18 protein-coding genes and 1 tRNA gene are annotated in these 24703 nt (G+C 69.8%); 10 read left to right on the forward strand and 9 right to left on the reverse strand.

Going from position 1 to position 24703, the window contains the following annotated elements; translation table 11 throughout:
• The 6 genes from ACIRQH_RS33370 to ACIRQH_RS33395 all read left to right on the forward strand — a co-directional run bounded on the left by ACIRQH_RS33370 (position 1) and on the right by ACIRQH_RS33395 (position 7750).
• Positions 1-990: a carbohydrate ABC transporter permease gene (locus ACIRQH_RS33370; RefSeq protein WP_388875646.1), complete on the forward strand. Its 990-nt coding sequence runs from the start codon at positions 1-3 to the stop codon at positions 988-990.
• Positions 991-1001: 11 nt separating this feature from the next.
• Positions 1002-1886 carry a carbohydrate ABC transporter permease gene (locus ACIRQH_RS33375; RefSeq protein ID WP_358821839.1) on the forward strand — a complete coding sequence of 295 codons (885 nt, stop codon included), beginning with the start codon at positions 1002-1004 and terminating at the stop codon, positions 1884-1886.
• Positions 1887-2035: 149 nt separating this feature from the next.
• Positions 2036-4549 carry a CBM35 domain-containing protein gene (locus tag ACIRQH_RS33380; RefSeq protein WP_404228509.1) on the forward strand — a complete coding sequence of 838 codons (2514 nt, stop codon included), beginning with the start codon at positions 2036-2038 and terminating at the stop codon, positions 4547-4549.
• Positions 4550-4642: 93 nt separating this feature from the next.
• Positions 4643-6307 carry a glycoside hydrolase family 13 protein gene (locus tag ACIRQH_RS33385; protein ID WP_404228511.1) on the forward strand — a complete coding sequence of 555 codons (1665 nt, stop codon included), beginning with the start codon at positions 4643-4645 and terminating at the stop codon, positions 6305-6307.
• Positions 6308-6382: 75 nt separating this feature from the next.
• Entirely contained in the window at positions 6383-7270 is an 888-nt protein-coding gene (locus ACIRQH_RS33390; RefSeq protein WP_404228514.1) for an IS4 family transposase, read from the forward strand.
• A gap of 189 nt (positions 7271-7459) precedes the next feature.
• Entirely contained in the window at positions 7460-7750 is a 291-nt protein-coding gene (locus ACIRQH_RS33395; RefSeq protein ID WP_404228518.1) for a hypothetical protein, read from the forward strand.
• Positions 7751-7835: 85 nt separating this feature from the next.
• Here the strand turns inward: ACIRQH_RS33395 and ACIRQH_RS33400 are convergent, their stop codons facing one another.
• From ACIRQH_RS33400 to ACIRQH_RS33410, 3 genes are all read right to left on the reverse strand, one after another.
• Positions 7836-8837 (reverse strand): RNA-binding protein, encoded by a 1002-nt coding sequence (locus ACIRQH_RS33400; RefSeq protein ID WP_388875658.1) that lies wholly within the window; start codon positions 8835-8837, stop codon positions 7836-7838.
• 220 nt (positions 8838-9057) lie between these two features.
• On the reverse strand, positions 9058-11007 hold the full coding sequence (locus ACIRQH_RS33405; RefSeq protein ID WP_404228521.1) for a DUF262 domain-containing protein: 1950 nt from the start codon (positions 11005-11007) through the stop codon (positions 9058-9060).
• A 344-nt stretch (positions 11008-11351) separates the two neighbouring features.
• Positions 11352-11439 (reverse strand) — tRNA-Leu (locus ACIRQH_RS33410).
• A 154-nt stretch (positions 11440-11593) separates the two neighbouring features.
• On the opposite strand from ACIRQH_RS33410, the gene ACIRQH_RS33415 reads away from it, so the two are divergent.
• A complete protein-coding gene (locus ACIRQH_RS33415; RefSeq protein ID WP_404228524.1) occupies positions 11594-12913 on the forward strand; it encodes a DUF2254 domain-containing protein in 1320 nt (439 codons plus the stop codon).
• Between the two features lie 50 nt (positions 12914-12963).
• Here the strand turns inward: ACIRQH_RS33415 and ACIRQH_RS33420 are convergent, their stop codons facing one another.
• The 3 genes from ACIRQH_RS33420 to sucC all read right to left on the reverse strand — a co-directional run bounded on the left by ACIRQH_RS33420 (position 12964) and on the right by sucC (position 16774).
• The gene (locus ACIRQH_RS33420; protein WP_404228527.1) at positions 12964-14535 is read right to left on the reverse strand and encodes an aldehyde dehydrogenase family protein; all 1572 of its coding nucleotides are present in this window, start codon (positions 14533-14535) and stop codon (positions 12964-12966) included.
• Positions 14536-14705: 170 nt separating this feature from the next.
• Positions 14706-15632 carry a succinate--CoA ligase subunit alpha gene (gene sucD, locus ACIRQH_RS33425; protein ID WP_388934119.1) on the reverse strand — a complete coding sequence of 309 codons (927 nt, stop codon included), beginning with the start codon at positions 15630-15632 and terminating at the stop codon, positions 14706-14708.
• Positions 15633-15643: 11 nt separating this feature from the next.
• The gene (sucC, locus tag ACIRQH_RS33430; protein ID WP_388875673.1) at positions 15644-16774 is read right to left on the reverse strand and encodes an ADP-forming succinate--CoA ligase subunit beta; all 1131 of its coding nucleotides are present in this window, start codon (positions 16772-16774) and stop codon (positions 15644-15646) included.
• 167 nt (positions 16775-16941) lie between these two features.
• On the opposite strand from sucC, the gene frc reads away from it, so the two are divergent.
• The 3 genes from frc (at position 16942) to ACIRQH_RS33445 (ending at position 21133) form a co-directional block, all read left to right on the forward strand.
• Positions 16942-18174, forward strand: a complete 1233-nt coding sequence (gene frc, locus ACIRQH_RS33435; protein ID WP_358821847.1) for a formyl-CoA transferase — start codon at positions 16942-16944, stop codon at positions 18172-18174.
• Positions 18175-18338: 164 nt separating this feature from the next.
• Positions 18339-19727 (forward strand): OFA family MFS transporter, encoded by a 1389-nt coding sequence (locus ACIRQH_RS33440; RefSeq protein WP_388934116.1) that lies wholly within the window; start codon positions 18339-18341, stop codon positions 19725-19727.
• The gene (locus tag ACIRQH_RS33445) at positions 19727-21133 is read left to right on the forward strand and encodes an OFA family MFS transporter (RefSeq protein WP_404228532.1); all 1407 of its coding nucleotides are present in this window, start codon (positions 19727-19729) and stop codon (positions 21131-21133) included. Before ACIRQH_RS33440 ends, ACIRQH_RS33445 begins: the two co-directional genes overlap by 1 nt.
• 124 nt (positions 21134-21257) lie before the next feature.
• On the opposite strand, the gene ACIRQH_RS33450 is transcribed toward ACIRQH_RS33445, so the two are convergent.
• The 3 genes from ACIRQH_RS33450 to ACIRQH_RS33460 all read right to left on the reverse strand — a co-directional run bounded on the left by ACIRQH_RS33450 (position 21258) and on the right by ACIRQH_RS33460 (position 24696).
• Positions 21258-22262, reverse strand: a complete 1005-nt coding sequence (locus ACIRQH_RS33450; RefSeq protein WP_388875685.1) for a sugar phosphate isomerase/epimerase family protein — start codon at positions 22260-22262, stop codon at positions 21258-21260.
• 11 nt (positions 22263-22273) lie between these two features.
• Positions 22274-23566 carry a Gfo/Idh/MocA family protein gene (locus ACIRQH_RS33455; protein WP_404228535.1) on the reverse strand — a complete coding sequence of 431 codons (1293 nt, stop codon included), beginning with the start codon at positions 23564-23566 and terminating at the stop codon, positions 22274-22276.
• Positions 23567-23646: 80 nt separating this feature from the next.
• Positions 23647-24696 (reverse strand): substrate-binding domain-containing protein, encoded by a 1050-nt coding sequence (locus tag ACIRQH_RS33460; RefSeq protein WP_388875691.1) that lies wholly within the window; start codon positions 24694-24696, stop codon positions 23647-23649.
• Between the last annotated feature and the right edge of the window lie 7 nt (positions 24697-24703).

Raw genomic sequence — 24703 nt, forward strand, 5'->3', positions numbered from 1 at the left:
ATGACCGTGCAGCCCCTCACTCCCACCCCGAACTCCGCACGGCAGAAGCCCACTCCGACGGCACCGCCGCCCGCCCGGAAGAACGCGGGTCCGCCCGCGCCGGGCGGGGCGAGCCCGTCCCGGCGGCGTCGGCGCCTCCGCGAGAACCTCGTCGCGTACGCGTTCCTGACCGCGGGTGTGCTCTGCTTCGCAGTGTTCTCCTGGTACCCGATCGTCCGCGGCTGGCTGCTCGGCTTCCAGCAGGTCACGTTCGCGCAGCCCGCCGAGTGGGTGGGCTGGGACAACTTCCGGCGGCTCTTCGAGGACCCCCTGTTCGTCACCGCGTGGCGCAACACCGGCTGCTTCACCCTGCTCGCGCTGGTCTTCGGCTTCGCGGCCCCCTTCCTTGCCGCGGTCGTGCTGAACGAACTCCGGCACGGGCGCGCCTACTTGAGAATGACCGTCTACCTGCCGGTGATGCTCCCGCCGATCGTGACGATGCTGCTGTGGCGCTGGTTCTACGATCCCGGCCCCGGCCTCTTCAACAACGCGCTGGAACTCGTGCACCTGCCGGCGCAACAGTGGCTGGAGTCCGAGAACCTCGCGATGGTCTCGCTGGTCCTCGTCTCGACCTGGGCCAACATGGGCACCACCACACTGATCTACCTGGCGGCGCTCGGCGGCATCCCCGGCGAGCTGTACGAGGCGGCGGAGATCGACGGCGCGTCCATCCGGCAGCGTCTGTGGCACGTCACCCTGCCGCAGATGCGGTTCATCCTGATGATCACGCTGCTGCTCCAGGTCATCGGGACGATGCAGGTCTTCATCGAGCCCTACGTCCTCACCGGCGGCGGCCCCGACGACGCGACGGTCACCGTCCTGCTCCTGCTGTACCGCTACGCGTTCATCTACAACGACTTCGGCATGGCCAGCGCCATGAGCACCGTGCTCTTCGTGGTGCTCGGCACCTTCGCGGCCGTCTATCTCCGGCTGACCCGGACCAAGGGCTGAGAGGAACCGACATGGCCGGCACCGCCGAACGCACCCTGATCGCACCCACCGAGATGTCCCGCCGGACCGGCAGGATCCTCTACCGCACCGTCCTCGCCCTCACCCTGACCGGCTTCACCCTCGCCTTCGTCTTCCCGCTCTACTGGATGGCGACCGGCGCGCTGAAGTCCTCGGCGGAACTCGCCGACCCGAACCCGACGCTGCTGCCCCACACCTGGCATCCCGAGGCCTACGCCGACGCGTGGACCAACGTGGGCCTCGGCACCTACTTCCTCAACACCCTGCTGCTCGCCCTCGGCGCCTGGCTGTTCCAGCTCGTCATCGACGTGTCCGCCGCCTACGCCCTGTCCAAACTGCGCCCGGCCCTCGGCGACATCGTCCTCGGGATGATGCTGGCGACCCTGATGCTGCCGGTGTCGGCGCTGCTCGTACCGACCTATCTGACCGTGACCGACGTGCCCCTCGTACACGTCAACCTCATCAACACGCCCTTCGCGATCTGGCTCCCGGCGGCGGCCAACGCCTTCAACATCTTCATCCTGAAGCGGTTCTTCGACCAGATCCCGGGCGAACTCCTCGACTCGGCGCGCATCGACGGCGCGGGACCGGTCCGCGTCCTCGTCTCGATCGTGCTGCCGCTGTCCCGTCCGGTCCTGGCCGTCGTCTCCATCTTCGCGGTGGTCGGCGTCTGGAAGGACTTCCTCTGGCCGATGCTCGTGCTGCCCGAGCCGTCGAAGCAGCCGATCACCGTCGCCCTGGGCCGCCTCGCGGAGTTCATGCCCGCCAACCAGCTCCTCGCCGGAATGGTGATGGCCTCCGTCCCCCTGCTGGTGCTCTTCCTCGTCTTCCAGCGCCACATCATCACGGGCCTGACCGCGGGCAGCCTCAAAGGCTGACGCCGGCACCCCGCCACCACCGGCACGTCTCCGCGCCGACCCACCCGGACCACCTCCCCAGCACGACGCCGCCCGCGACCGGGCGGCCCCGTTCCCGTCCGAGCCGAACCCCCACGGGCGAGCCGCCCCCGACGGAAGGACAGATCGCCATGTCACGATCACCGGGAATCCGCACCCGACTCCTCGTTCCCCCCTTGCTCCTCGCCCTGCTGGCCGCGCTGCTCTGCGCGGTCTCCGCCACCCGGGCGCACGCCGCGTCCACGACCCTGGAAGCCGAGTCGGCCACCCTCTCCGGCGGGGCCGTCGCCGAGACCGAACACCCCGGCCACACCGGCACCGGCTACGTCGGGGGCTACACCGACACCCACAAGGGCACCGCGTCCACGTCGTTCAGCATCTCCTCGGCGGTGGCGGGCAGCGGCTCCCTCAAGATCCGGTACGCCAACGGCACCACCGCCGGAATGACGCTCAGCCTGTACGTCAACGGCGGCAAGGTCCGCCAGATCAGCCTCCCCGCGACCGCGAACTGGGACACCTGGTCCACCACCGACGAGGCCCTGACCTACCAGAAGGGCGCCAACACCGTCGCGTTGACGTTCACGTCCTCCGACAGCGGGAACATCAACCTCGACAACGTCACGCCCACCACGCCCACCGCCCCCACGGGCAGCGTGACGCACGAGGCGGAGAACGCGTTCGCCTCCGGCGGCCCCGCCAAAGCCTCCTCCGTGGCGGGCCACACCGGCAGCGGATACCTCACCGGGTTCGGCACCACCGGCGCCCGCGCGGCCTTCGCCGTCGACTCCGCCGACGCGAAGACCGCCTCCTTCGACGTGCGCTACCGGACACCCGACGCCACCGCCGCGACGATCACCCTGGTCGCCAACGGCCTCATCATCCGCCGGCTCTCGCTGCCCGCCACCTCCGGCGCCTGGCAGACCCTGACGACCGACGCACCCCTGCGCGCCGGCCTCAACAACCTGACCCTGCGCAAGGAATCGGGGGACAACGGCAACCTCCAGCTGGACGGCCTGAACATCACCGCGGCCACCGCGAACGCCACCCGCGGCGCCACCGTCCCGTACACCACCTACGAGGCCGAGAGCGGCAGCACCAACGGCTCGGTCACGGGACCCGACCGCACCTACCTGAAGATCGCGTCGGAGGCCTCGGGCCGCAAGGCGGTCGTCCTCGACCAGACCGGTGAGTACGTCCAGTTCACCCTCGCCAAGCCGGCCAACGCCCTCACCCTGCGCTACTCGATCCCGGACAACGCCTCGGGCACCGCGTACGAGGCACCCCTGAGCCTGTACTCCGCCGGAAGCCACCTCCGCGACCTCACCCTCACCACCAAGTACAGCTGGGTGTACGGCGGTTACCCCTACTCGAACGACCCCTCGCAGGGCTCGGGGCACCACTTCTTCGACGAGGTACACGTCCGGCTGGCGAGCACCCTGCCCGCCGGAACCGTGCTCAAGTTCCAGAAGGACGCGACGGACACGGCCTCCTCGTACACCCTCGACCTCGTCGAGACCGAGACCGCGCCCGTCGCGTACGCCATGCCCGCCGGATTCGTCTCCGCCACCACGCTCGGTGTCACCGCCGACGACGGCTCCGACGACACCGCGGCGCTCAACTCCGCCGTCGGCACCGCCAAGGGCCAGGGCAAGGGACTCTGGCTGCCGACCGGCACGTACGACATCTCCGGGCACGTGAACCTCACGGGCGTCGCCCTGCGCGGCGCGGGCGAGTGGTACACCGTGCTCCGCGGAAAGAACGGCAAGGGCGGCCTGTTCGGCCAGGGCGGCACCAACACCGTCCAGGACCTCAGCATCTCCGGGGACGTCACCTACCGGGACGACGCCGGCTTCGACACGGCCGTCGAGGGCGACTTCGGCAGCGGCTCCACCGTCCAGAACGTCTGGATCGAACACACCAAGGTCGGCCTCTGGATCGACGCCCCCACCACGGGCCTGTACGCGAGCGGGCTGCGCATCCGCGACACGTTCGCCGACGGATCCAACCTCCACAAGGGGACCGCGGGCACCGAGATCTCCAACTCCAGCATCCGCAACACCGGGGACGACGCCCTCGCGATGTTCTCCGAGGCCCAGGCCGTCACCGACTGCGTCTACCGCTTCAACACCGTCCAGGTCCCCCTGCTCGCCAACGGAGCGGCGATCTACGGCGGCAGCGACAACCGCATCGAGGACAACCTGATCTCCGACACGGTCACCGCCTCCGCGGGCATCGCCATCAGCACCCGCAACTTCAACCCCGCTCCGCTGCCCTTCGGCGGCACCACGACCGTCGCCCGCAACACCCTGACCAGGACGGGCGGTTACGAGCCGAACTGGCAGAGCAGGTTCGGCGCGCTGTGGATCTACGCCGACGCCTCCGACATCAGCGCCCCGGTGAACGTCACCGACAACACCATCCTCGACTCCACCTACAGCGCGGTCCTCATCTCCTACCAGAAGACCGTCAGCAACCTCACCGTCGCCAACCTCACCGTCGACAGGACCGGTGCGTACGGCATCGAGATCGACTCCGCGGGCTCCGGCACCTTCTCCGGCGTGACCGTGACCGGCACGGCGTCCGGCGGCCTGGACCTCGCCGGCGGCTTCACCGTCAACCGCGGCTCCGGCAACTCCGGCTGGTAGCCCCCAACTACGCGGGCCCGGTCGCAACGCCCCGCGGGCCGGGCCCGCCCAGCTCCACCCGGCACACGCAGCAAGCAACGAAGAGGAGTCCACGTGACCGAGCGCGCGCCTCGCACCGCCGCCCCCTGGTGGCGACACGCCGCGATCTACCAGATCTACGTCCGCAGCTTCGCCGACGGCAACGGCGACGGCGTCGGCGATCTGGCCGGCGCCCGCGACCGGCTGCCGTACTTGCGTGAACTCGGCGTGGACGCCCTGTGGTTCACCCCCTGGTACGTCTCCCCCATGGCCGACGGAGGCTACGACGTCGCCGACTACCGGGACATCGACCCGGTCTTCGGCACCCTCGCCGAGGCCGAGTCCCTGATCGGCGAGGCACACACGCAGGGCCTGCGCGTCATCGTCGACCTCGTGCCCAACCACTGCTCCGACCTGCACCCCTGGTTCCAGGAGGCACTCGCCGGGAGCCCGGCATCGGCGGCGCGCGACCGCTTCTGGTTCCTGCCCGGACGCGGCGAGCACGGCGAACTCCCGCCGAACGACTGGCAGTCGTACTTCGGCGGCCCCGCCTGGACCCGCGTCGTCGAGGCCGACGGCACCCCCGGCGACTGGTACCTGCACATGTTCGCGCCGCAGCAACCCGACCTGAACTGGGAACACCCGGCGGTACGGGCCGAGTTCGAGGACATCCTGCACTTCTGGCTGCGCCGCGGGGTCGACGGCTTCCGGATCGACGTCGCCCACGGCCTCGCCAAGAAGCCCGGCCTGCCGGACGTCGGCACCGCCCCCGACCCGGCCGATCTCCCGTACCAGGACGTCGACGACGTCCACGAGGTCTACCGCTCCTGGCGCAAGATCCTCGACGCCTACGACGGGGAGCGCACCTTCGTCGGCGAGGTGTGGCTGCCCACCGCCGAACAGTTCGCCCGCTACCTGCGCCCCGACGAGCTGCACTCGGCGTTCAACTTCGACATCCTGTGCTGCCCCTGGGACGCGGAGGCGCTGCGCCGCGTGGTCGACGGCACGCTCGCCGCGCACGAGCCGGTCGGTGCCCCGCCGACCTGGGTCCTGGCCAACCACGACACCATCCGGCACGTCACCCGCTACGGCCGCGAGGACACGTCCTTCGACATGTCCGACAAGCGGCTGCTGGACCCGAGCGACACGGAGCTGGGCCGCCGCCGGGCCCGTGCCGCGGCCCTGCTCACCCTGGCGCTGCCCGGCGGGGTCTACGTGTACCAGGGCGACGAGCTCGGCCTGCCCGAGGTGCGGGACCTGCCCGACGAGCTGCTCCAGGACCCCACGTTCGCCCGCTCCGGCGGCACCGACCGGGGCCGCGACGGCTGCCGTATCCCGCTGCCCTGGACGGCCGACGGGCCCTCGCTCGGCTTCTCCCCCGCGGGCACGCCGGCCACCCCGTGGCTTCCCCAGCCGGCGGACTGGGACGGCCTCGCCGTGGCCGCCCAACAGGCCGACCCGGACTCGGTCCTGAACCTCTACCGCAGGGCCCTGGCCCTGCGCCGGACCCGGCTGACCCACCTCCCCGAGACCCTGACCTGGGTCGAGGAGGACCCCGGCGTCCTGAGCTTCACCCGCCCGGACGGCTTCCACTGCCTGACCAACCTGACACCCACCCCCCAGCCCCTCCCCCGGGACGCCGATGTCCTCCTGTCCAGCGCCCCTCTGGACGAGGGCACGGAGGGGCGGGTGACGGTCCCGGGCGACACGTGCGTCTGGTGGTGGGAGTCGGGGGCCTGAGGCGCCCAATGCAGTTGCTTTTGGCGGGTGGAGGCAGTTGCCCTGGGTGTGACGGGGTGGGGAGCAGGGCAGCGCGTGCGGATCGGGATCCTGACGAAGGTGTTCACCGCCGAGCTGGTCGACGCGGCGATAGCCAAGCACGGCCGAGCCGAGCAGCGGCGCCGTCTCCTGCCAGCGCGGCTGGTCGTGTACTTCGTCTTGGCCCTGTGCCTGTTCGCCCGGGAGTCGTACGAGGAGGTGCTGCGTGTGCTGACCAGCGGCATACCGGGCAGCCAGGCCCTGGGCAGGGTGAATCGGTCGTCGTTGTGCCGAGCGCGGTCACGGCTTGGTGAGGGCGTGCTGGAGACCCTGTTCAGGGAAGTGGCCGGTCCGCTCGCCACTCCGGACACACCCGGGGCATGGTGGCGCGGGCTATGGCTGCTTGCTCTTGACGGCACCCAGTTCGACCTTCCCGACTCGGTGAGCAACGGCGACACCTTCGACGGGCCTTCCAGCACGGGCGGCCTCCCCTTCGGATTCCCCCAGGTGAGGGCCGTGGTCCTCGCCGAGATCGGAACACACGGAGTGATCGATGCCCGCCTCGCCGGCTCCCGCGACGCCGAACGCAGCCTCGCCTACCAGTTAGCCGGCTCCACCGGCCCCGGGGACCTGGTGATCGCCGACCGCGGCTTCTGGTCGGTCGAGTTCGCCCACGCCTTCTCCGCGACAGACGCGGACCTGCTGGTGAGGCTCCAGTCCAACCACCTCGGCACCCTCCAGGAGGAGCTTCCCGACGGCTCGTACTTGTCGATGGCGCGTCCGGGCAAGGAGGTCCGGCTCCGAGCCGCCCGGGAGGGCAGGACCCTGCCCAAGCAAACGATCTACCGCGTCATCACCTTCACGAAGGACGACAAGGCCGCCTTCCTCGGCACGACCCTGCTGGACCCTGAGGAGTACCCGGCGGCCGAGCTGGTCGCGCTCTGACGGGAACGCTGGGAGATCGAGCTGGCCTTCGACGAGATCAAGAACCACCTGGGCTCTGGCGGGCCGATCCGGTCCCGCACGCCAGAAGGCGTCCGACAGGAGCTGTGGGCCTACCTTGCCGTCCACCACGCGATCCGCCGGTTCGCTCACGCCGCAGCACTCGTCGCCCCCGCCGTGGACGCGGACCGCGTGTCCTACCTCAGGTGCGTCCGCATCATCCGCCGAAGCGTTCCGTCCCAGCTCGGGGCCAGCACGGCCAAGCTCACCCGCTCTCTCACAGAGGCCGGGCAGGAGGCGCGCAGCCGTTTGCTCCCGGCCCGCCGGGACCGGAACTGCCCCCGAGCGATCAAGAAGCCCAACCGGTGGCCCGTGCTGCGGACCCGCGCCAAACGGGGGACCGTCGAGCCGGGCCGCTGGGCCCTCAACCAGACCAAGAAGGTGAAGTCGCACCGGCGGGCGGGGAGACCCGTGCTCACGTAGGGCCTCGAACTTCGCGGCACAATCTGAACTCCGATGGCACATCGGAAGCTCTGTGTTGTGTTGGTGGGTCTGTGGGTCGCCGTACTTACCCCTGGTGATGGTGGAGGGCCCAGTGCCGGTCGTGCGGTGTCGGCTCGGTCCGCCAGCGAGCCCGGAGGACTCCGTCGTTGTCAGGCATGACAGCGGTGAATAGAGGCACACGTTCGTCCGCGTAAACGGGCAGGAGTGCGGCGGCGGGGGCTCTGGATATTCGCGCGGTCAGCTCCAGGAAGTCGTCCTCGTTGGCGATGGCGCTGAGGATGCGGCCGGTGTCGTCTTGCCAGACGCCTTCGATGAGGCCCTCGGCCGGGAGTGCTCCCAGAACGGTTTCGACATCGGGGTACAAGGGAGGCCATACCTCCAGGCGGGCCCGGGGAGCCAGTTCGGAGCGGACTGCGCTGATGGTGTCGTCGGTGAGGTGGTGCCATCGTGTGGCGCCTTCGAGGTACGTCTCTTCCAAGATTCCGGCGACACCGTCACGGACGGCCCGGTGCAGGCAAGCCCAGAAATCGTCGTCGCCGGGCCGCTGAATGCCTTCTCCCTCATCCTCGAAGCGGTAGGGGGAAGCGTCCACGGGTTCTGGGAACAGCCCGAGTTTGCTGGTCCGGACCAGCGCCTCCGCGCATGGCCGGTTGCTGCTGACGTAGAGGTACTGGTCCCACCCCACGTGGGCCGCGAAGGTGTCCTCGACCTCCAACCTGCACCACGCGCCGTTGTCGCGCAGCATGGCCCGCACCAGTTCCAGCCCGATATCGAGCGACACTTCGGCCCCGTCGTGGAAGCCGGCCGGGCCGGATGGGAAGAGCCCATCCAGCCCAAAGCCCTCTACCGGAGGCTCGACGCCGAAGTGTGCCAGGGAGGGGACTGCCGGTTCGCGTACGACCAAGTGATCGATTCCGGTGTCCCTGGCGAATGCCGCGACCGCCTGAAGATAGGCCGCCTCGACCTCACCGTGATCGCTGACGGCGTCCTCCAGGCCGGTGTAGGACCCGTGTTCGTCGCGGTCGGAGGGGTCGTACTTGGTGACGCGGTAGAAGTAGGTCAGCACGGCACCATCCTCCAGGAAATGCCGAACTGAGACACCGGGGTACGGGCGCCCCTGACACGCCGGAGACCTGCTGGCTAGCCGTAAGCCTTGTGGCGGGAACCTACAGCTCGGTCTTCCCCGACCCCGTCACCTCCCCAAAAGCAACTGCATTGGCCTGAGGCGCCCCCTGGATCGGAACCGAATCTCGGGTCAGGTTCATCCCTACACCAGGGCCACGAACTCACTGCTCCGCACATTGATTCCTGACATACGCCCGCAGCGCGTCCGTGCTGTGGAAGATCCGGTAGCCAGCAGCCTCAAGGGCAATCTGCTCTTCCTCACTCGTATCAGGGACCAGGACTACCGGGACGCCGCCTTCTGCTCGCAACCCCTGCGGCCAGAGGGCGGCTGCCACGGTGATCGCAGCGCCAGAGCGGGGTTCGCTGACCTCGCTGTCCAGTTCCGGTTCAGCCAGATCGGCTTCGTGAACTTCCGACAGCAGCGCACGCAGACCGGGGACCTCATCGACAGGGTCGGATTTCGAGATGCCGGACGGAGCCGCGAAAGACGTTGCCGTCAGCGACTCACCTGCGCCGGCCAAGGCCACGAGGGACGGGCCGTCGTGCAAACCCTGGAGGAGATCGTTTGCTGCACCTGCCAGGAGAGCACGCCGGGCCGCGAGGAACTCCGGGTAGCTTGACACCTTCCACAAGTCACGGTCCATCGGGATCCACTGGGTCGCCAGTGCCCCGGGCATACGCGACTCGATCTCCTCGAGGTACTCCGCCGGCTCCTTCGCACCGATCTTCAGGTTCGTGTCCTGGGTGAGGAAGCAGAAGTTGGCGACCGCGTTCACCTCGCCCCGGCTGTAATCGTGCTTATAGAGAAGGGCCTTGGGGAAAATATGGTGCACCTGAAGTGAGCTGAGCCGTCCGAGCATCCCATCCCGCAACGGAACTCCGCTGACAAAGTCCTGCGCGCCGTGAACCCGCGTCAGCATGTAGAGAAGCGGGTAGAAGCGGGAGCCCATGCTGGAACCGACGAAGTCGTCCGCTGCGACGGCGAGGTGACCCCCGCGGCTGCGTCGCAGCACGTTGATCAGCTGATCGACTCCGCCTTCGTCGAGTGCCTGCAAGTCCTGGTTGAGCACGGTCTCCGTGGCACCCGTGTGACGGCCCCAGAGGAAGCTGTGCACGTACCAGTAGAAGAGTCGGTCACGCGTCATGGCATCAGGGAACGAGCCTCCGTGACCGCGGAGCAGTCGACTCATCACCGGAAGAGCACCGCGGCCGCTGAGGACTGCACCATGGTCCAGCCCAAGCCGTCCGCCGAGCGAGTTGAGCAGATAGGACACGGCGTCGATGGTCTCAGCGAGCCCCGACCGGAACGCCGCGACGTCCACGTCGGCCAGCTTGGAGAACTGGGCCTCACCGGTGATGACGGCGTTGACATTGCGCAGTAGCCAGTCGAGCTTGAAACCGAAACCTGCGGTCGACCAGTCCTGGAGAGCCCGATTCATGGTCGGCCGGGCAGCCGGCCACGCCGCGCAGATGGCGGCCAGGGCGAGGTCACCCTTAGAGAGCTTGGTGCCACCTGAGTTCACCCGGTTGAAGATCTCGACAACCACGTCGATGGTCTTGTCCTCGCCGGTCACCTCGTCGATGTGGACGCTGCGGTCCTTTATCTGGGTGATGCGGTTGAGACGTTCGATGTAGGCGACCTGCAGTCCGGCGTCACCGTTCGCCAACTGGGTGACGGCGATGAGTTGACTGGCGAGTCCGCTCTGAAAAAGCGCGGTGACATCCACCCAGAGCGGGTTGTCCTTCATCTTGGCCGGCGCGTAGAACTCGAACGACTCCGTCTGAAGATTGAAGTGCAGTCCAGTCAACGCCGAGGCGTTGCCCTCGAAAAAGCTCGGAGCTCTGCCGCGGGTGACTCCGTAAAGCGTGGTGACTCGCTGCTGACCGTCCAGCAGCAGGTGGATGGAACCGTCCCGACCCGAGTCCCCGCCCCGCGTCTGCACGCCCTCGGCCTTGGTGCTCCAGGTCAAGAAGCCCCCGATGGGGTACCCGCGATAGAGCGACTGGAAGAAGCCGCGTACCTGGTCGCGCGTCCAGACATAGCCGCGCTGGAACTCCGGAAGCGCGATGTCTCCGGCGTCGACCTTGTCGAGGACCTGCGAAATATGCACCGTCGTTGAACCTGTCCATCCGGTCCTGGCGGCTTCACCCACCAGAACGTGTCCGCCCGATCGCACGAAGCTATCAGTCAGGGGTGCACCAAAAGCGGGACTCGAGCACAGGTCCGAAAGCAAGAACCCGCTCGATACGGCGTTGAACTCCAGCCGCCTGCGGGCGACTTCGCGACGCCCTTCACGTGGCGACGTAAGGCAGCGGCACGATGCATCCGAAACCGCGTCCCTGCAACCCCATCGCGTCGATGAATCCACAGGCGGAACCTGGTGGCGCCTGCCCGGAAGGCGGCCGTAGGCACAAAAAATCCCCGAGGTCGGCGAACCGACCTCGGGGATCTGCATGGTGTCCGAGGGGGGACTTGAACCCCCACGCCCGTTAAAGGGCACTAGCACCTCAAGCTAGCGCGTCTGCCATTCCGCCACCCGGACGAGGTGTATGCCGCCTGGCCGGGGGTGTTCCCCGCGGCGACATGGACAACAATACCAAGCTTTCGCAGTGCCCTTCACCTGCATATCCGGGCCCCCGGAGCGGGTCCGCGCGGTGGGCCGGGGGTGCGCCTACAGTCTCACCATGGGTGACTGGATGACTACCAGGGGCTTGCCGGAGGGGCGGCGGCCGAGAGCGCTGTCGCCGTTGCGGGAGCATCTGCGGGACACGTTCTGGTTCGCGCCCACCGCGGCGATGGTGCTCGTCTTCGTGGTGTGGACGGTGGCCGGCGCGATCGACGCCGCGATCGTGGAGTCCCTCCAGCGGTCGCGGGACTACGACACGCTCGACAACCTGCTGCAGCTGGCCGAGGACACCAAGACCGTGGTGACGTCGGTCAGCTCGGCGATGATGACCTTCATCGGCGTGGTCTTCAGCATCTCGCTGGTCGCCGTGCAGATGGCGAGCGGGCAGTTCAGTCCGCGGGTGGTGCGGATCTTCGTACGGAGCCGGATTACCAAGGCGACCTTCGCGGTGTTCCTCGCGACGTTCCTGCTGTCGCTCCTCGTGCTCACCTCCTACGAGTCGAACGCCGAGGCACGGCTGGTGACCTCGATCCCGCTGGTGCAGTCGGTGCTGACGCTGCTGATGCTGGGGCTGAGCCTGCTGCTCTTCGTGCTGTACGTGAACCAGACGCTGCGGCTCATGCGCATCAGCCACGTCATCGACCACATCACCCGGGACGCGTTCAAGGTCGTCGGGCAGATGCCGGTAGCCCGTTCGACCGGCGAGGAGGACGCGCTCGGGCCGGAGACCGCGCGGGTCGCCCATCAGGGACGGGCCGGGGTGCTGCGGGACGTGAACATCGCCCGGCTGGTGCGGGCGGCCCGGCAGCAGGACGTCGTGCTGCGGCTGATTCCCCGGATCGGGGACTTCGTCGTACCGGGCACGCCGCTGCTCGCCGTGCACGGAGGGTCCGCGCCCTCGCGGCGGTCGCTGAGCTACACGGTGACCGTCGGGGTGGAGCGGACCTTCCACCAGGACCTGGCGTTCGGCCTGCGGCAGCTCGCCGACATCGGGCTGCGGGCGCTGTCGCCGGCGGTGAACGACCCGACCACCGCCGTCCAGGCGATCGACCGCATCGTGCAGTTCCTGTCCGCGGTCGTCCGTCGGCCGCTCGACACGGCGCTGCACCGCGACCGGCGCGGGGCGGTGCGGCTGGTGCAGCCCGTGCCCGGGTGGACGGAGCTGGTCGATCTCGCGTTCGCGGAGATCCGGGCGTGCGCGGTGGGCAGTCCGCAGGTGACGCGGCGTCTCGTCGCCGGCCTCGACGACCTGCTGCACGTCGCTCCCGAGGAACGCCGGGAGCCGCTGATCCGGCACCGCACCCTGCTGGTGGAGGCCGTGCAGCTCACGGTCGCCGAGCCGTCGGACCGCGCCTTCGCACTGCGGCCCGACCGGCAGGGCATCGCGTAGCGGGCCTGCCGCGATCGGGGCGGCGCCCCGCACGGGCGCCGCCCGTCGCCTCACGGCATCAGGTGGTGGTCCGGGAAGTTGCCCGGCAGCCGCTCCCCCGCCGGGCCCTGGGTGACCGCGCGGACCAGCAGTTCCCCACCGACGAACGCCCCGCGCCACGACGCGCCGAAGCCGCCGAACAACTCGTCGCGGTCGCCGCGCGAGCGGGGCCTGCCGTGACCGACCTTGAAGGCGCGGATCTGCGGGGCGAGTCGGTCGTACGTCGCCTCGTCGTCCGTGGACAGGGTGGCGACCAGCGCCCCGTTCGAAGCGTTCATCGCGGCGAGCAGTTCGGCCTCGGTGTCGACCAGGACGATGGTGTCGACCGGGCCGAAGGGTTCCGCGTGATGCAGCGGCGAGGACGGGGGCGGGTTGAGGAGGGTGACGGGCTGGACGTACGCCGAGGTGTCCTGGCCGGGCAGGAAGCGCGCGTCGGCGGGCTTGCCGCGGTGCAGCGGGACGGCGCCCCGGTCGATGGCCTCGGCGACCTGGTCGTGGAGTTCCTTGGCCTTGGCGGCGTTGATGACCGGGCCGAAGTCGAGCGAGGGGTAGGGGTCGTCGGGGTGCTCGACGGCGAGGGGGTGGCCGGTCCGCAGGGTGCGGACGGCGGGGAGGTACGCGCTGAGGAAGTCGTCGAAGAGGGAGCGCTGGACGACGAAGCGCGGGTAGGCCGTGCAGCGCTGCTTGCCGTAGTCGAAGAGCTTGGGGACGACGGCGGTCAGCGCGTCCCAGTCGGTGTGGTTCCAGATGCCCCAGGTGTTGAGTCCCTCCTGTTCGAGGATGTGGCGCTTGCCGAGGTCGGCGACGGCGGTGGCGACGGCGGCGCCGGTGTCCCGGCCGCCGACGAAGGAGACGCAGCCGATCTCGGGCGCGCGCACGAGCGCCTCGGACAGTTCGCCGCCGCTGCCGCTGACCAGGGTGACGGGGACTCCCTCGCGGGCGGCGAGGGCGCAGGCGAGGGTGAGGCAGGCGACGCCGCCGTCGGTGGGGGTCTTGGCGATGACCGCGTTGCCGGCCAGTGCCTGCACCAGCATCGCGTGGACGAGGACGCTCATCGGGTAGTTCCAGCTGGCGATGTTGGAGACGGGTCCGTCGAGCGGACTCCGGCCGTCGACCATGGGCTCGATGCCGTCGACGTACCAGCGCACGCCGTCGATCGCCCGGTCCACGTCGGCCTGGGCGAGCCGCCAGGGTTTGCCGATCTCCCAGACGAGGAGCAGGGCGAGGAGTTCACGGTGTTCGGTGAGGGCGTCGAGGGTCGCCGCGACGCGGGCACGGCGCTCCGGTAGGGGTACGTGGCGCCAGGCGCGGTGCTGGTCGAGCGCCGCGCCGACGGCCTGCCGGGCGGTGGCGCCGTCGAGGCGGGGCGGGCCCGCGATGGGGGCGCCGTCGACGGGGCTGGTGGCGGGCAGGCTCCGGCCGTCCGCCTGCCAGGCGGCGTTCCAGAGGTTGAGGACGCGGTCGTCGCGGAAGGCCTCCGGGGCGACGGCGAGGCAGCGCCGCCAGGCGTCGGTCCACGACGTTCCGGACTTGAGGACGAGGGGGTCTCGGGGTTTCGCGGTGGTGGGGTCGAGGGTTGTCATGGGTGTCTCCGCTCTCGGTGCACAGTCGGGGGCGGGGGGCCCGGCCTCTGCCGTACGGCAGGTCGCCCGGGCCCGCGCGAACAGTCGTCGCGCCGGTAAGGGGAAGGTAGTGAGGCGACGTGGATTCCGGGAGTCACCCCACGTCGACTATGAGTGAGGTCACGTCGGTTTCAGGCGAACCGGGCCGTGGTGTTCAGCCGGGCGCGGACCAGCCGGGCCGTCTCGGTCGGGGTGCCGCCGACGGGTACGCCGGCGGCCTCCAGGGCCTCCTTCTTGGCCCGGGCGGTGCCCGAGGAGCCGGAGACGATGGCGCCGGCGTGGCCCATGGTCCTGCCCTCGGGGGCGGTGAATCCGGCGACGTAGCCGACGACGGGTTTGGTGACGTGGTCGCGGACATAGGCGGCGGCCCGTTCCTCGGCGTCACCGCCGATCTCCCCGATGAGGACGACGAGTTCGGTGTCGGGGTCGTCCTGGAAGGCGGCGAGGCAGTCGATGTGGCTGGTGCCGACGACGGGGTCTCCGCCGATGCCCACGCAGGTGGAGAAGCCGATGTCCCGCAGTTCGTGCATGAGCTGGTAGGTGAGGGTGCCGGACTTGGAGACCAGGCCGACGGGTCCCGGTCCGGCGATGTCGGCGGGGATGATGCCCGCGTTGGACTGGCCGGGAGTGATCAGGCCGGGGCAGTTGGGGCCCACGACCCGGGTGCCCCGCTCGGCGGCGTGGGCGCGGAAGGCGACCGCGTCGTGGACGGGGATGCCTTCGGTGATGACGACGACGAGTCCGGTTCCGGCGTCGGCGGCCTCCTCGACGGCGGCCCTGGCGAAGGCGGGCGGCACGAACACGACGCTGACGTCCGCCCCGGTCGCCTCGACGCCCTCGCGCACCGACCCGAAGACGGGGACGGACCGGTGCGCCGTGCCGAGGCCCGCGGGGCTCAGGGGGACGTCAAAGCGGACGGTCCGGCCGGCCTTGCGGGGGTTGACGCCGCCGACGACGTCGGTGCCGGCCGCGAGCATGCGGCGGGTGTGCCGCATGCCCTCGGCCCCGGTCATGCCCTGGACGAGGACCTTGGACTCCTTGGTGAGAAAGACGGCCATGTCCCGCTCCTTCAGGTGGTGTTGGCGAGGTGGGCGGCGCGGCGCGCGGCGTCGTCCATGGTGGTGGCCCGGTGCACCAGGGGGTGGGCGCGCTCGTCGAGCACGGCGTGGCCGCGTGCGGCGTTGTTGCCGTCGAGCCGGACGACGAGCGGCTTGGTGGGCCGCACGGCGTCGAGGGCCCGCACGATGCCGTCGGCGACCGCGTCGCAGGCGGTGATGCCGCCGAAGACGTTGACGAGGACGGCTTTGACGTCGGGGTCGGAGAGGACGACGGAGAGGCCGTCGGACATGACCCGGGCGGAGGCTCCGCCGCCGATGTCGAGGAAGTTGGCGGGGCGGGCGCCGCAGCCCGCGATCACGTCGAGGGTCGACATGACGAGGCCCGCGCCGTTGCCGATGACGCCGACCTCGCCGTCCAGTTTCACGTAGGTGAGTCCTCTGGCCGCGGCGGACGCCTCCAGGGGGTCGTCGTGCGGAACGTCCTGCTCGCCCCAACGTGTCTGGCGGAAGCGGGCGTTGTCGTCGAGGGTGACCTTGGCGTCCAGTGCCGTGAGCCGGCCCTGGGCGGTGAGGACGAGGGGGTTCACCTCGACGAGGAGGGCGTCCTCGCGGGTCAGCACCTGCCAGAGCCGTACGAGGACGTCGGCGGCTCCGGCGGGCAGTCCGGCCGCCCTGACGATGCCGGCCGCCTTCTTCGGGGTGACGCCCTCCGTCGGGTCGACGGGGACGCGGGTCACCGCCTCCGGGCGCGCCGCGGCCACCTCCTCGATCTCGGTGCCGCCTTCGGTGGAGACGACGGCGAGGAACTGTCCGGCGGTCCGGTCGAGGACGTACGCGACGTAGAACTCGCCCTCGATGGACACGGGTTGGGCCAGCATCACGGTGTCGACGAGATGGCCCTTGATGTCCGAGCCGAGGATCTGCCGGGTCATCAGCTCCGCCTCGGCCGGGTCGGCCGCGAACCGGATGCCGCCGGCCCTGCCGCGTCCGCCGGTCCTGACCTGGGCCTTGACGACGGCCGGCCCGCCGAGCCGGCGGGCGATGGCGCGGGCCTCGCGCGGCGAGTCGGTGGTCTCGGCGCGTGGCACCAAGATGCCGTGTTCCGCGAGGAGTTCCCGCGCCTGGTGCTCGTACAGGTCCATGTTTCGGCTCCTGTCCTGAAAGTGGTGCGCGACCTCTGGACATCACCCAGCGGATGCGGGATAACAATCTTCATACAGTATTCGTCGACTGTATGCAATGTGCCGAGCGGGGCCCGACCACCGGCGGCACCAGGGCGGCCCAAGGCAACGGACAAGTGAGGTGACCTGTGACGACCAAGGCTCTCGAAGGCATCCGCGTGCTCGACATGACACACGTTCAGTCCGGTCCCTCGGCGACCCAGTTGATGGCCTGGCTCGGCGCCGACGTGGTCAAGCTGGAGGCGCCGGCCGGGGACATCACCCGCACCCAGCTGCGGGACATCCCGGACGCCGACTCCCTCTACTTCACGATGCTCAACAGCAACAAACGCAGCATCACGCTCAACACCAAGACGGAGCGCGGCAAACAGCTCCTGACCGAACTGATCCGCCGCTCGGACGTCATGGTGGAGAACTTCGGCCCCGGAGCGGTCGACCGCATGGGCTTCACCTGGGACCGGATCCGCGAGATCAACCCGCGGATCGTCTACGCCTCCATCAAGGGCTTCGGGGACGGCCCGTACACCGCCTTCAAGGCCTACGAGGTGGTCGCGCAGGCCATGGGCGGCTCCATGGCCACCACCGGCTTCGAGGACGGGCCGCCGATGGCGACCGGCGCGCAGATCGGGGACTCCGGCACGGGCATCCACGCCGTCGCCGCCGTGCTCGCCGCGCTGCTCCAGCGCACCCGCACCGGACGCGGGCAGCGCGTCAACGTCGCCATGCAGCACGCCGTCCTCAACCTCTGCCGGGTCAAACTGCGCGACCAGCAACGCCTCGCGCACGGACCGCTCGCCGAGTATCCGAACGAGGACTTCGGCGACGAGGTGCCCCGGTCCGGGAACGCCTCCGGCGGCGGACAGCCCGGCTGGGCCGTGCGCTGCGCGCCCGGCGGGCCCAACGACTACGTGTACGTCATCGTCCAGCCGGCCGGCTGGCAGCCGCTGACCCGGCTGATCGCCCGGCCCGAACTCGCCGACGACCCCGAGTGGTCCACCCCGCAGGCCCGCCTGCCGAAGCTGGCCAAGATGTTCCAGCTCATCGAGGAGTGGACCAGCACCCTGCCCAAGTGGCAGGTGCTGGAACGGCTCAACGCGGAGAACATCCCGTGCGGGCCGATCCTGTCCACCCGGGAGATCATCGAGGACTCCTCCCTCGCCGCCAACGACATGGTCGTCGAGGTCGAGCACCCCGAACGCGGGTCCTACGTCACCGTCGGCAACCCGTTGAAGCTCTCCGACTCCCCCGTCGAGATCACCGCCTCCCCGCTCCTCGGCGAGCACAACGAGGAGATCTACATCGGTGAACTCGGCCTGGGCGACGAGGAACTGCGGCTGCTCAAGTCCACCGGGGTGATCTGAGATGGCCTGTCCGTACCTGCTGTTGGGGGGCACGTCGATGACATGAGTGTGCGCGGGGACGGCCGACGGTGCGCGTCGGCCGGCCCCGGGACCCGTGAGCGCACGAAAGGCATTTGGCAGGGGGCGCTGACCAGATCTTTCGACGCAAGGGGTGCTGGACCGACATGACAACCACCGACTATTCGACCTCCGTCCCCTATCAAGAGGTGACGGACCCCAACGGCCGGGTGTACCGCGTCGGCGAGTCCGACGTCGACATCATGGGCCGCACACGCAAGTGGATGGTCTTCCTGCCCTGGGCGGGCATGATGGGCATCAGTTCCGCCGAGTACGCGTTCACGTCGGCGGAGGACACACTCCACGACGCGCATCTGTGGAGCAGCGGGCACATCTTCTGGCTGATGGGTGTCTGGATCTTCTTCCAGGCCGCCGTCGCCTTCCCCGCCGGGCAGTTGCGCGAGAGCGGCCGGCTGCCGGCCCGTACGGCGATGCTGCTGGGCGCGCTGGGCACCCTGCTCGGCTATGTGTCGCTGGCGTTCGCGCCGCATGTGGCCATCGCCTATCTCGGCTTCGGCATGTGCAGCGGCATCGGAGCCGGTCTGGTCTACGCGACCTGCGTGAACATGGTCGGCAAGTGGTATCCGGAGCGCAAGGGCGGCAAGACGGGCTTCGTCAACGGCGGTTTCGCCTACGGGTCCGTGCCCTTCGTGTTCCTGTTCACCTCGTACATGGACCTGGGCAACTACCGGGGCGTCCTGGTGGGCGTCGGTCTGCTGTGCTGCGCGATCGTCGCGGTGGCCGGCTGGTTCTTCAAGGACCCGCCGAAGGGCTGGTGGCCGGCGCACGTGGACCCGCTGAAGGTGTCGGACGACCCGAAGATCCGCCGGGCCCTGGAGAAGAACCCGCCGGCCGTGAAGCAGTACACCCCGAGGGAGGCGGCGCGTACCCCCGTTCTGTGGATGATGTGGTTCTGTCTGCTGTGCACGGCCGGGATCAACATCTTCGGCATCGCCTTCCAGGTGCCGTTCGGCAAGGACATGGGCTTCGCGGGCGGGATCGTGGCCACGGCGATGTCCCTGAAGGCCATCGTCAACGGCACCGGGCGCGGTGTCATCGGCTGGATCTCCGACCGGGTGGGCCGCCGGCACACGCTGATCATCGTGTGTCTGGTGCTGGGCACCGCGCAGTTCGGGGTGCTGGTCTCCGGCCAGATGGGCAGCATGCCGTTCTTCCTGTTCTGCTCCATGGTCTCCGGCTTCGGCGGCGGCGCGATCTTCCCCCTCTTCGCGGCCATGACGGCGGACTACTTCGGTGAGAACAACAACGCCTCCAACTACGGCATGGTCTACAGCTCGAAGCTGATATCGGGCCTGGTGGGCTCCGGCATGGGCGCGGTCGTCGTGGGCGCGTGGGACTACCACGGCGCCTTCGTGCTGGCCGGGTCCGTGGGACTGGCGTCCGCCGTACTGGCCCTGTTCCTCAAGGCGCCGGACCGACCGCAGGCCCGGAGCATCGTCCCCAATCCGCACCCGCTCGGCGAGGAGATGGCGTGATGACGGCGGAACCCATGGCGGCGAAGGACCGGCCGGACGACTCCGGCGCCTCCCGGCGTGCCTACCGGGAGGTCACCGACTCCCGGGGCCGCGTCTACCGGATCGGCGAGACCGACCGCGACATCCTCGGCCACTCACGGAAGTTCATGGTGTACCTGCCCTGGGCCGCCATGATGGCGATCAGTGTCTTCGAGTACGCGTACGGCTCGGCGGAGGACACCCTGTCCCACGCGCACGGCTGGACGCAGAGCAACACCTTCTGGATCCTGAGCGTCTGGGTGTTCTTCCAGGCGGGCATCGCGTTCCCGGCGGGCTGGATGCGGGAGAAGGGCATCCTCACGGCCCGCAGGGCGATGTACCTCGGCTCGGTCATGTGCGCGATCGGTTTCCTGGCCCTGTCGCACCTGAGCAACGTCCTGCTGGCGATCCTCGGCTTCGGCGTCATCGGCGGCATCGGGTCGGGGCTGGTCTACGCGACCTGCATCAACATGGTCGGCAAGTGGTTCCCCGAACGCCGGGGCGCGAAGACGGGGTTCGTCAACGGCGGCTTCGCGTACGGCTCCCTGCCGTTCATCTTCATCTTCAACTACGCGTTCGACACGGCCAACTACCACCGGGTCCTCGACCTCATCGGCTGCTACGTGATGATCGTCGTGTTCGCCTCCGCGTTCTTCTTCAAGGACCCGCCGAAGAACTGGTGGCCGGCGGACATCGACCCACTGACGTACGGCGGCAGTGCGAAGGGGGCCGCGAGCCTCGCGAAGAACCCTCCCGCGGTGAAGCAGTACACGCCCAAGGAGGCCATCAGGACCGGGATGCTCCCCCTGATGTGGGTCGCGCTGGTGATGACCGCGGGGGTGTCGATCTTCGGGATCTCCTTCCAGGTGGACTTCGCCAAGGAGGTGGGCTTCGGCCCGCTGGTGGCGGCGTCGTCGATGGGCGTGATGGCGGTCATCAACGGCGTCGGCCGGGGCGTGGTGGGCTGGCTGTCCGACTCCTGGGGCCGCAAGCAGTCCCTGGTGTTCGTCATCGTGGTCCTCGGCCTCGCGCAGTTCGGGGTGATCTGGGCCGGTGACATCCACAGCGAGGCGCTGTTCCTGTTCTTCGCCTTCCTCTCCGGGTTCGGCGGCGGCGCCTTCTATCCGATGTTCGCGGCCCTGACCCCGGACTACTTCGGCGAGAACTACAACGCCACCAACTACGGCCTGGTGTACAGCGGCAAACTGATCAGCGGCCTGTTCGGCGGCGGCCTCGGCTCGATGGTGGTCGCGGCCTGGGGCTACAACGGCGCCTACGCGCTGGCGGGCGGCATCTCCATGGTGGCGGCCGCGATCGCCCTGCTGCTGCGGCAGCCGGGGCGCAGCACGGCGGACACCTCGGCACCGCAGCCGCAGCCCGTCGGCTGAGGACGGCCGCCCGCACCGGGGCGGCCGGACGTCGAGGGGCCCTCCCCGCCGATCCGGCGGGGAGGGCCCCTCGACGTGGTGCGGGTGGAGACAGGACAGGATCGAGGCAACTAACCCGCGTGGCCTAGTCGTTGCCTGCGAAGGCGGCGTCGAAGGACGCCGACGGCGGGTCGAAGTCGTAGGCCTTCAGACGCCTGAGCGCCTCGGGCGCGCCCTGGAGCCGGTCCATGCCCGCGTCCTCCCACTCGACCGACACCGGCCCCGTGTAGCCGATGGAGCGCAGCATGCGGAAGACGTCCTCCCAGGGCACGTCGCCGTGGCCCGCGGAGACGAAGTCCCAGCCGCGGCGCGGGTCGCCCCAGGGCAGATGGGAGCCGAGGCGGCCGTTGCGGCCGTCGAGGCGCTTGCGGGCCTCCTTGCAGTCGACGTGGTAGATCCGGTCGCGGAAGTCGTACAGGAAACCGACCGGGTCGAGGTCCTGCCACACGAAGTGGGACGGGTCGAAGTTGAGGCCGAAGGCCGGACGGTGGTCGACGGCGGCCAGGGCGCGGTGGGTGGTCCAGTAGTCGTAGGCGATCTCGCCGGGGTGGACCTCGTGGGCGAACCGGACGCCCTCGGCGTCGAAGACGTCCAGGACCGGGTTCCACCGGGTCGCGAAGTCCTCGTAGCCGCGCTCGATCATCGACTCGGGGACGGGCGGGAACATGGCGACCAGGTGCCAGATCGCCGAGCCGGTGAAGCCGATGACGGTGTCGACGCCGAGCGCGGCGGCCGCGCGCGCGGTGTCGGCGATCTCGGCCGCGGCCCGCTGCCGTACGCCCTCGGCCTCGCCCTCGCCCCAGATCCGGGAGGGCAGGATGGCGCGGTGGCGTTCGTCGATGATGGCGTCGCAGACGGCCTGCCCGACGAGGTGGTTGGAGATGGCCCGGCAGGTCAGCCCGTACTTGTCGAGAAGGGCGCGCCGGGAGTCGACGTACGCCGGGTCGGCGAGCGCCTTGTCGACCTCGAAGTGGTCGCCCCAGCAGGCGAGTTCGAGCCCGTCGTAGCCGAAGTCGCGGGCCAGGCGGCAGACCTCTTCGAGGGGCAGGTCGGCCCACTGGCCGGTGAAGAGCGTGAAGGTGCGTGGCATGACGGGCCTCCTCAGACCGCGATGGGGGTGTAGACGGAGTTCTTCTCGGCGCTCTCCTCGACCGCGGCGAGGACGCGCTGCACCTGGAGACCGTCGGCGAAGGACGGGGTGGGCGGGCGGCCGGCGGCGATGGCGCGGACGAGGTCGCGGGCCTGGTGCACGAAGGTGTGCTCGTAGCCGAGGCCGTGGCCCGGCGGCCACCAGGCGTCGAGGTAGGGATGGTCGGGCTCGGTGACCAGGATGCGGCGGAAGCCCGCGTGCGTGGCGGGCTCGGTGTGGTCGTGGTAGGAGAGTTCGTTGAGGCGTTCCAGGTCGAAGGCCAACGAGCCCCGCTCCCCGTTGAGTTCGATGCGCAGGGCGTTCTTGCGTCCGGTCGCGAAGCGGGAGGCCTCGAAGGAGGCGAGGGCGCCGGAGGCGAAGCGGGCGGTGAACAGGGCGGCGTCGTCGACGGTGACGGCTCCCGAGCCGGGTCCGTCGACGGTGCCCGCGGCTCCCGCGTCCGGACCGCTCCCGGGCGCGGAACCCGCACCGGGGCCCGTGCCGCCCGCCCCTGTGTCCGGTTCCGGCACGGCCGACAGGCCGCTGGACGCTCCGGTGGGCCACGGCCGGCTGCGCACGAACGTCTCGGTGAGCGCGGACACCCCGCCCAGCGGTTCCCCCGCCAGGAACTGCGCGAGGTCGACGATGTGGGCGCCGAGATCCCCGAGCGCCCCCGAGCCGGCGACCTCCTTGCGGAGCCGCCAGGTGAGCGGGAAGTCCGGGTCGACCAGCCAGTCCTGGAGGTAGGTGACCCGTACGTGCCGCAGAGCGCCGAGGCGGCCCTCGGCGACCATGGAGCGGGCGAGCACCGTGGCGGGCAGTCGGCGGTAGTTGAAACCGACCATGGACAGCCGGCCGTGTTCGAGGGCCGCCTCCGCCGCCGCGGCCATCGTCTCCGCCTCGGCGACCGTGTTCGCGAGGGGCTTCTCGCACAGCACGTGCTTGCCCGCGGCCAGCGCGGCGACCGCGATCTCGGCGTGGCTGTCGCCGGGAGTGCAGATGTCGACGAGGTCGACGTCGTCCCGGGCGATCAGCGCACGCCAGTCCGTCTCGGCCGCCGCCCAGCCGTGCCGGTCGGCCATCGCCCGCACCGCCGTCCCGTCCCGGCCGCAGACGGCGGCGAGGACGGGGCGCAGCGGCAGGTCGAAGACGCGGCCCGCGGTGCGCCAGCCCTGCGAGTGGGCGGCGCCCATGAACGCGTAGCCGACCATGCCGACACGCAGTGGGGGCTTCGCGGCCTCGTCACCCCGGTGCGGCTGTCCCATACGGATGTCCTCCTCGTCGTCGTGGCGCGGTGGCAAAAGGGGCCCGGACCCCCGTACCGGGCCCCTGGAACGGGGGCGGCTCACTTGAAGCCGGTGGACATGTACTGCTTGACGTTGTCCTTGTCGACGACGGCCGAGTAGAGGGTGAGCGAGGCGGGGATCTCGAACTCGGCCAGTCCCCCGATGCCCTTGCCCTGGCCGAGGGTGCGGGCGAGGTCGATCGCGGACGCGGCCATGGTCGGCGGGTACAGGACCGTCGCCTTCAGGACGCTGTCGTCGGCCTCGATGGCCTGGAAGGCGGAGAGCGCGCCGGCCCCGCCGACCATCAGGAAGCCGTCCCGTCCCGCCTGCTCGATGGCCCGCAGCGCGCCCACGCCCTGGTCGTCGTCGTGGTTCCAGAGCGCGTCGAACTTGGGCTGTGCCTGGAGGAGTTGGGCCATCTTGGCCTGACCGGTCTCGACGGTGAACTCCGCTGCCTGACGGGCGACCTTCTTGATGTTCGGGTAGTTCTTCAGCGCCGCGTCGAAGCCCTGGGTGCGCTGCTTGGTGAGCTCCAGGTTGTCGATCCCGGCCAGCTCGATGACCCGGGCGTCGCTCTTGCCCTTGAGTTTCTCCCCGATGTAGTGGCCGGCGCTGAGCCCCATGCCGTAGTTGTCGCCGCCGATCCAGCAGCGGTACGCCTGGGGCGAGTTGAAGATCCGGTCGAGGTTGATGACGGGGATGCCGGCGCGCATCGCCTTGAGGCCGACCTGGGTGAGCGCCTTGCCGTCGGCGGGCAGCACGACCAGGACGTCGACCTTCTTGTTGATCAGCGTCTCGATCTGGCCGATCTGCGCGGCGGTGTCGTTGGAGCCCTCGGTGATCTCCAGGCTGACGTCCGAGTACTTCTTGGCGCGGCTCTTGGCGTTGTCGTTGATGGCGTTGAGCCAGCCGTGGTCGGCCTGGGGTCCGGCGAAGCCGATGGTGACGTGCTTGCCGGGCTTGTCGTCGGCGGCCGGCCGGTCGTTCGCGGCCGGCTTCTCGTCCTTGGTGTCGTTGCTCGTGCAGCCGGTGAGCAGGACGCCGGCCGAGATGGCGGCGGTGCCGAAGAGCAGTCCTCTGCGGCTGGTCGGACTCATGGGTTCTGGCATGGCGGTG

The organism is Streptomyces sp. NPDC102279 (assembly GCF_044766365.1).
GTDB lineage: Bacteria > Actinomycetota > Actinomycetes > Streptomycetales > Streptomycetaceae > Streptomyces.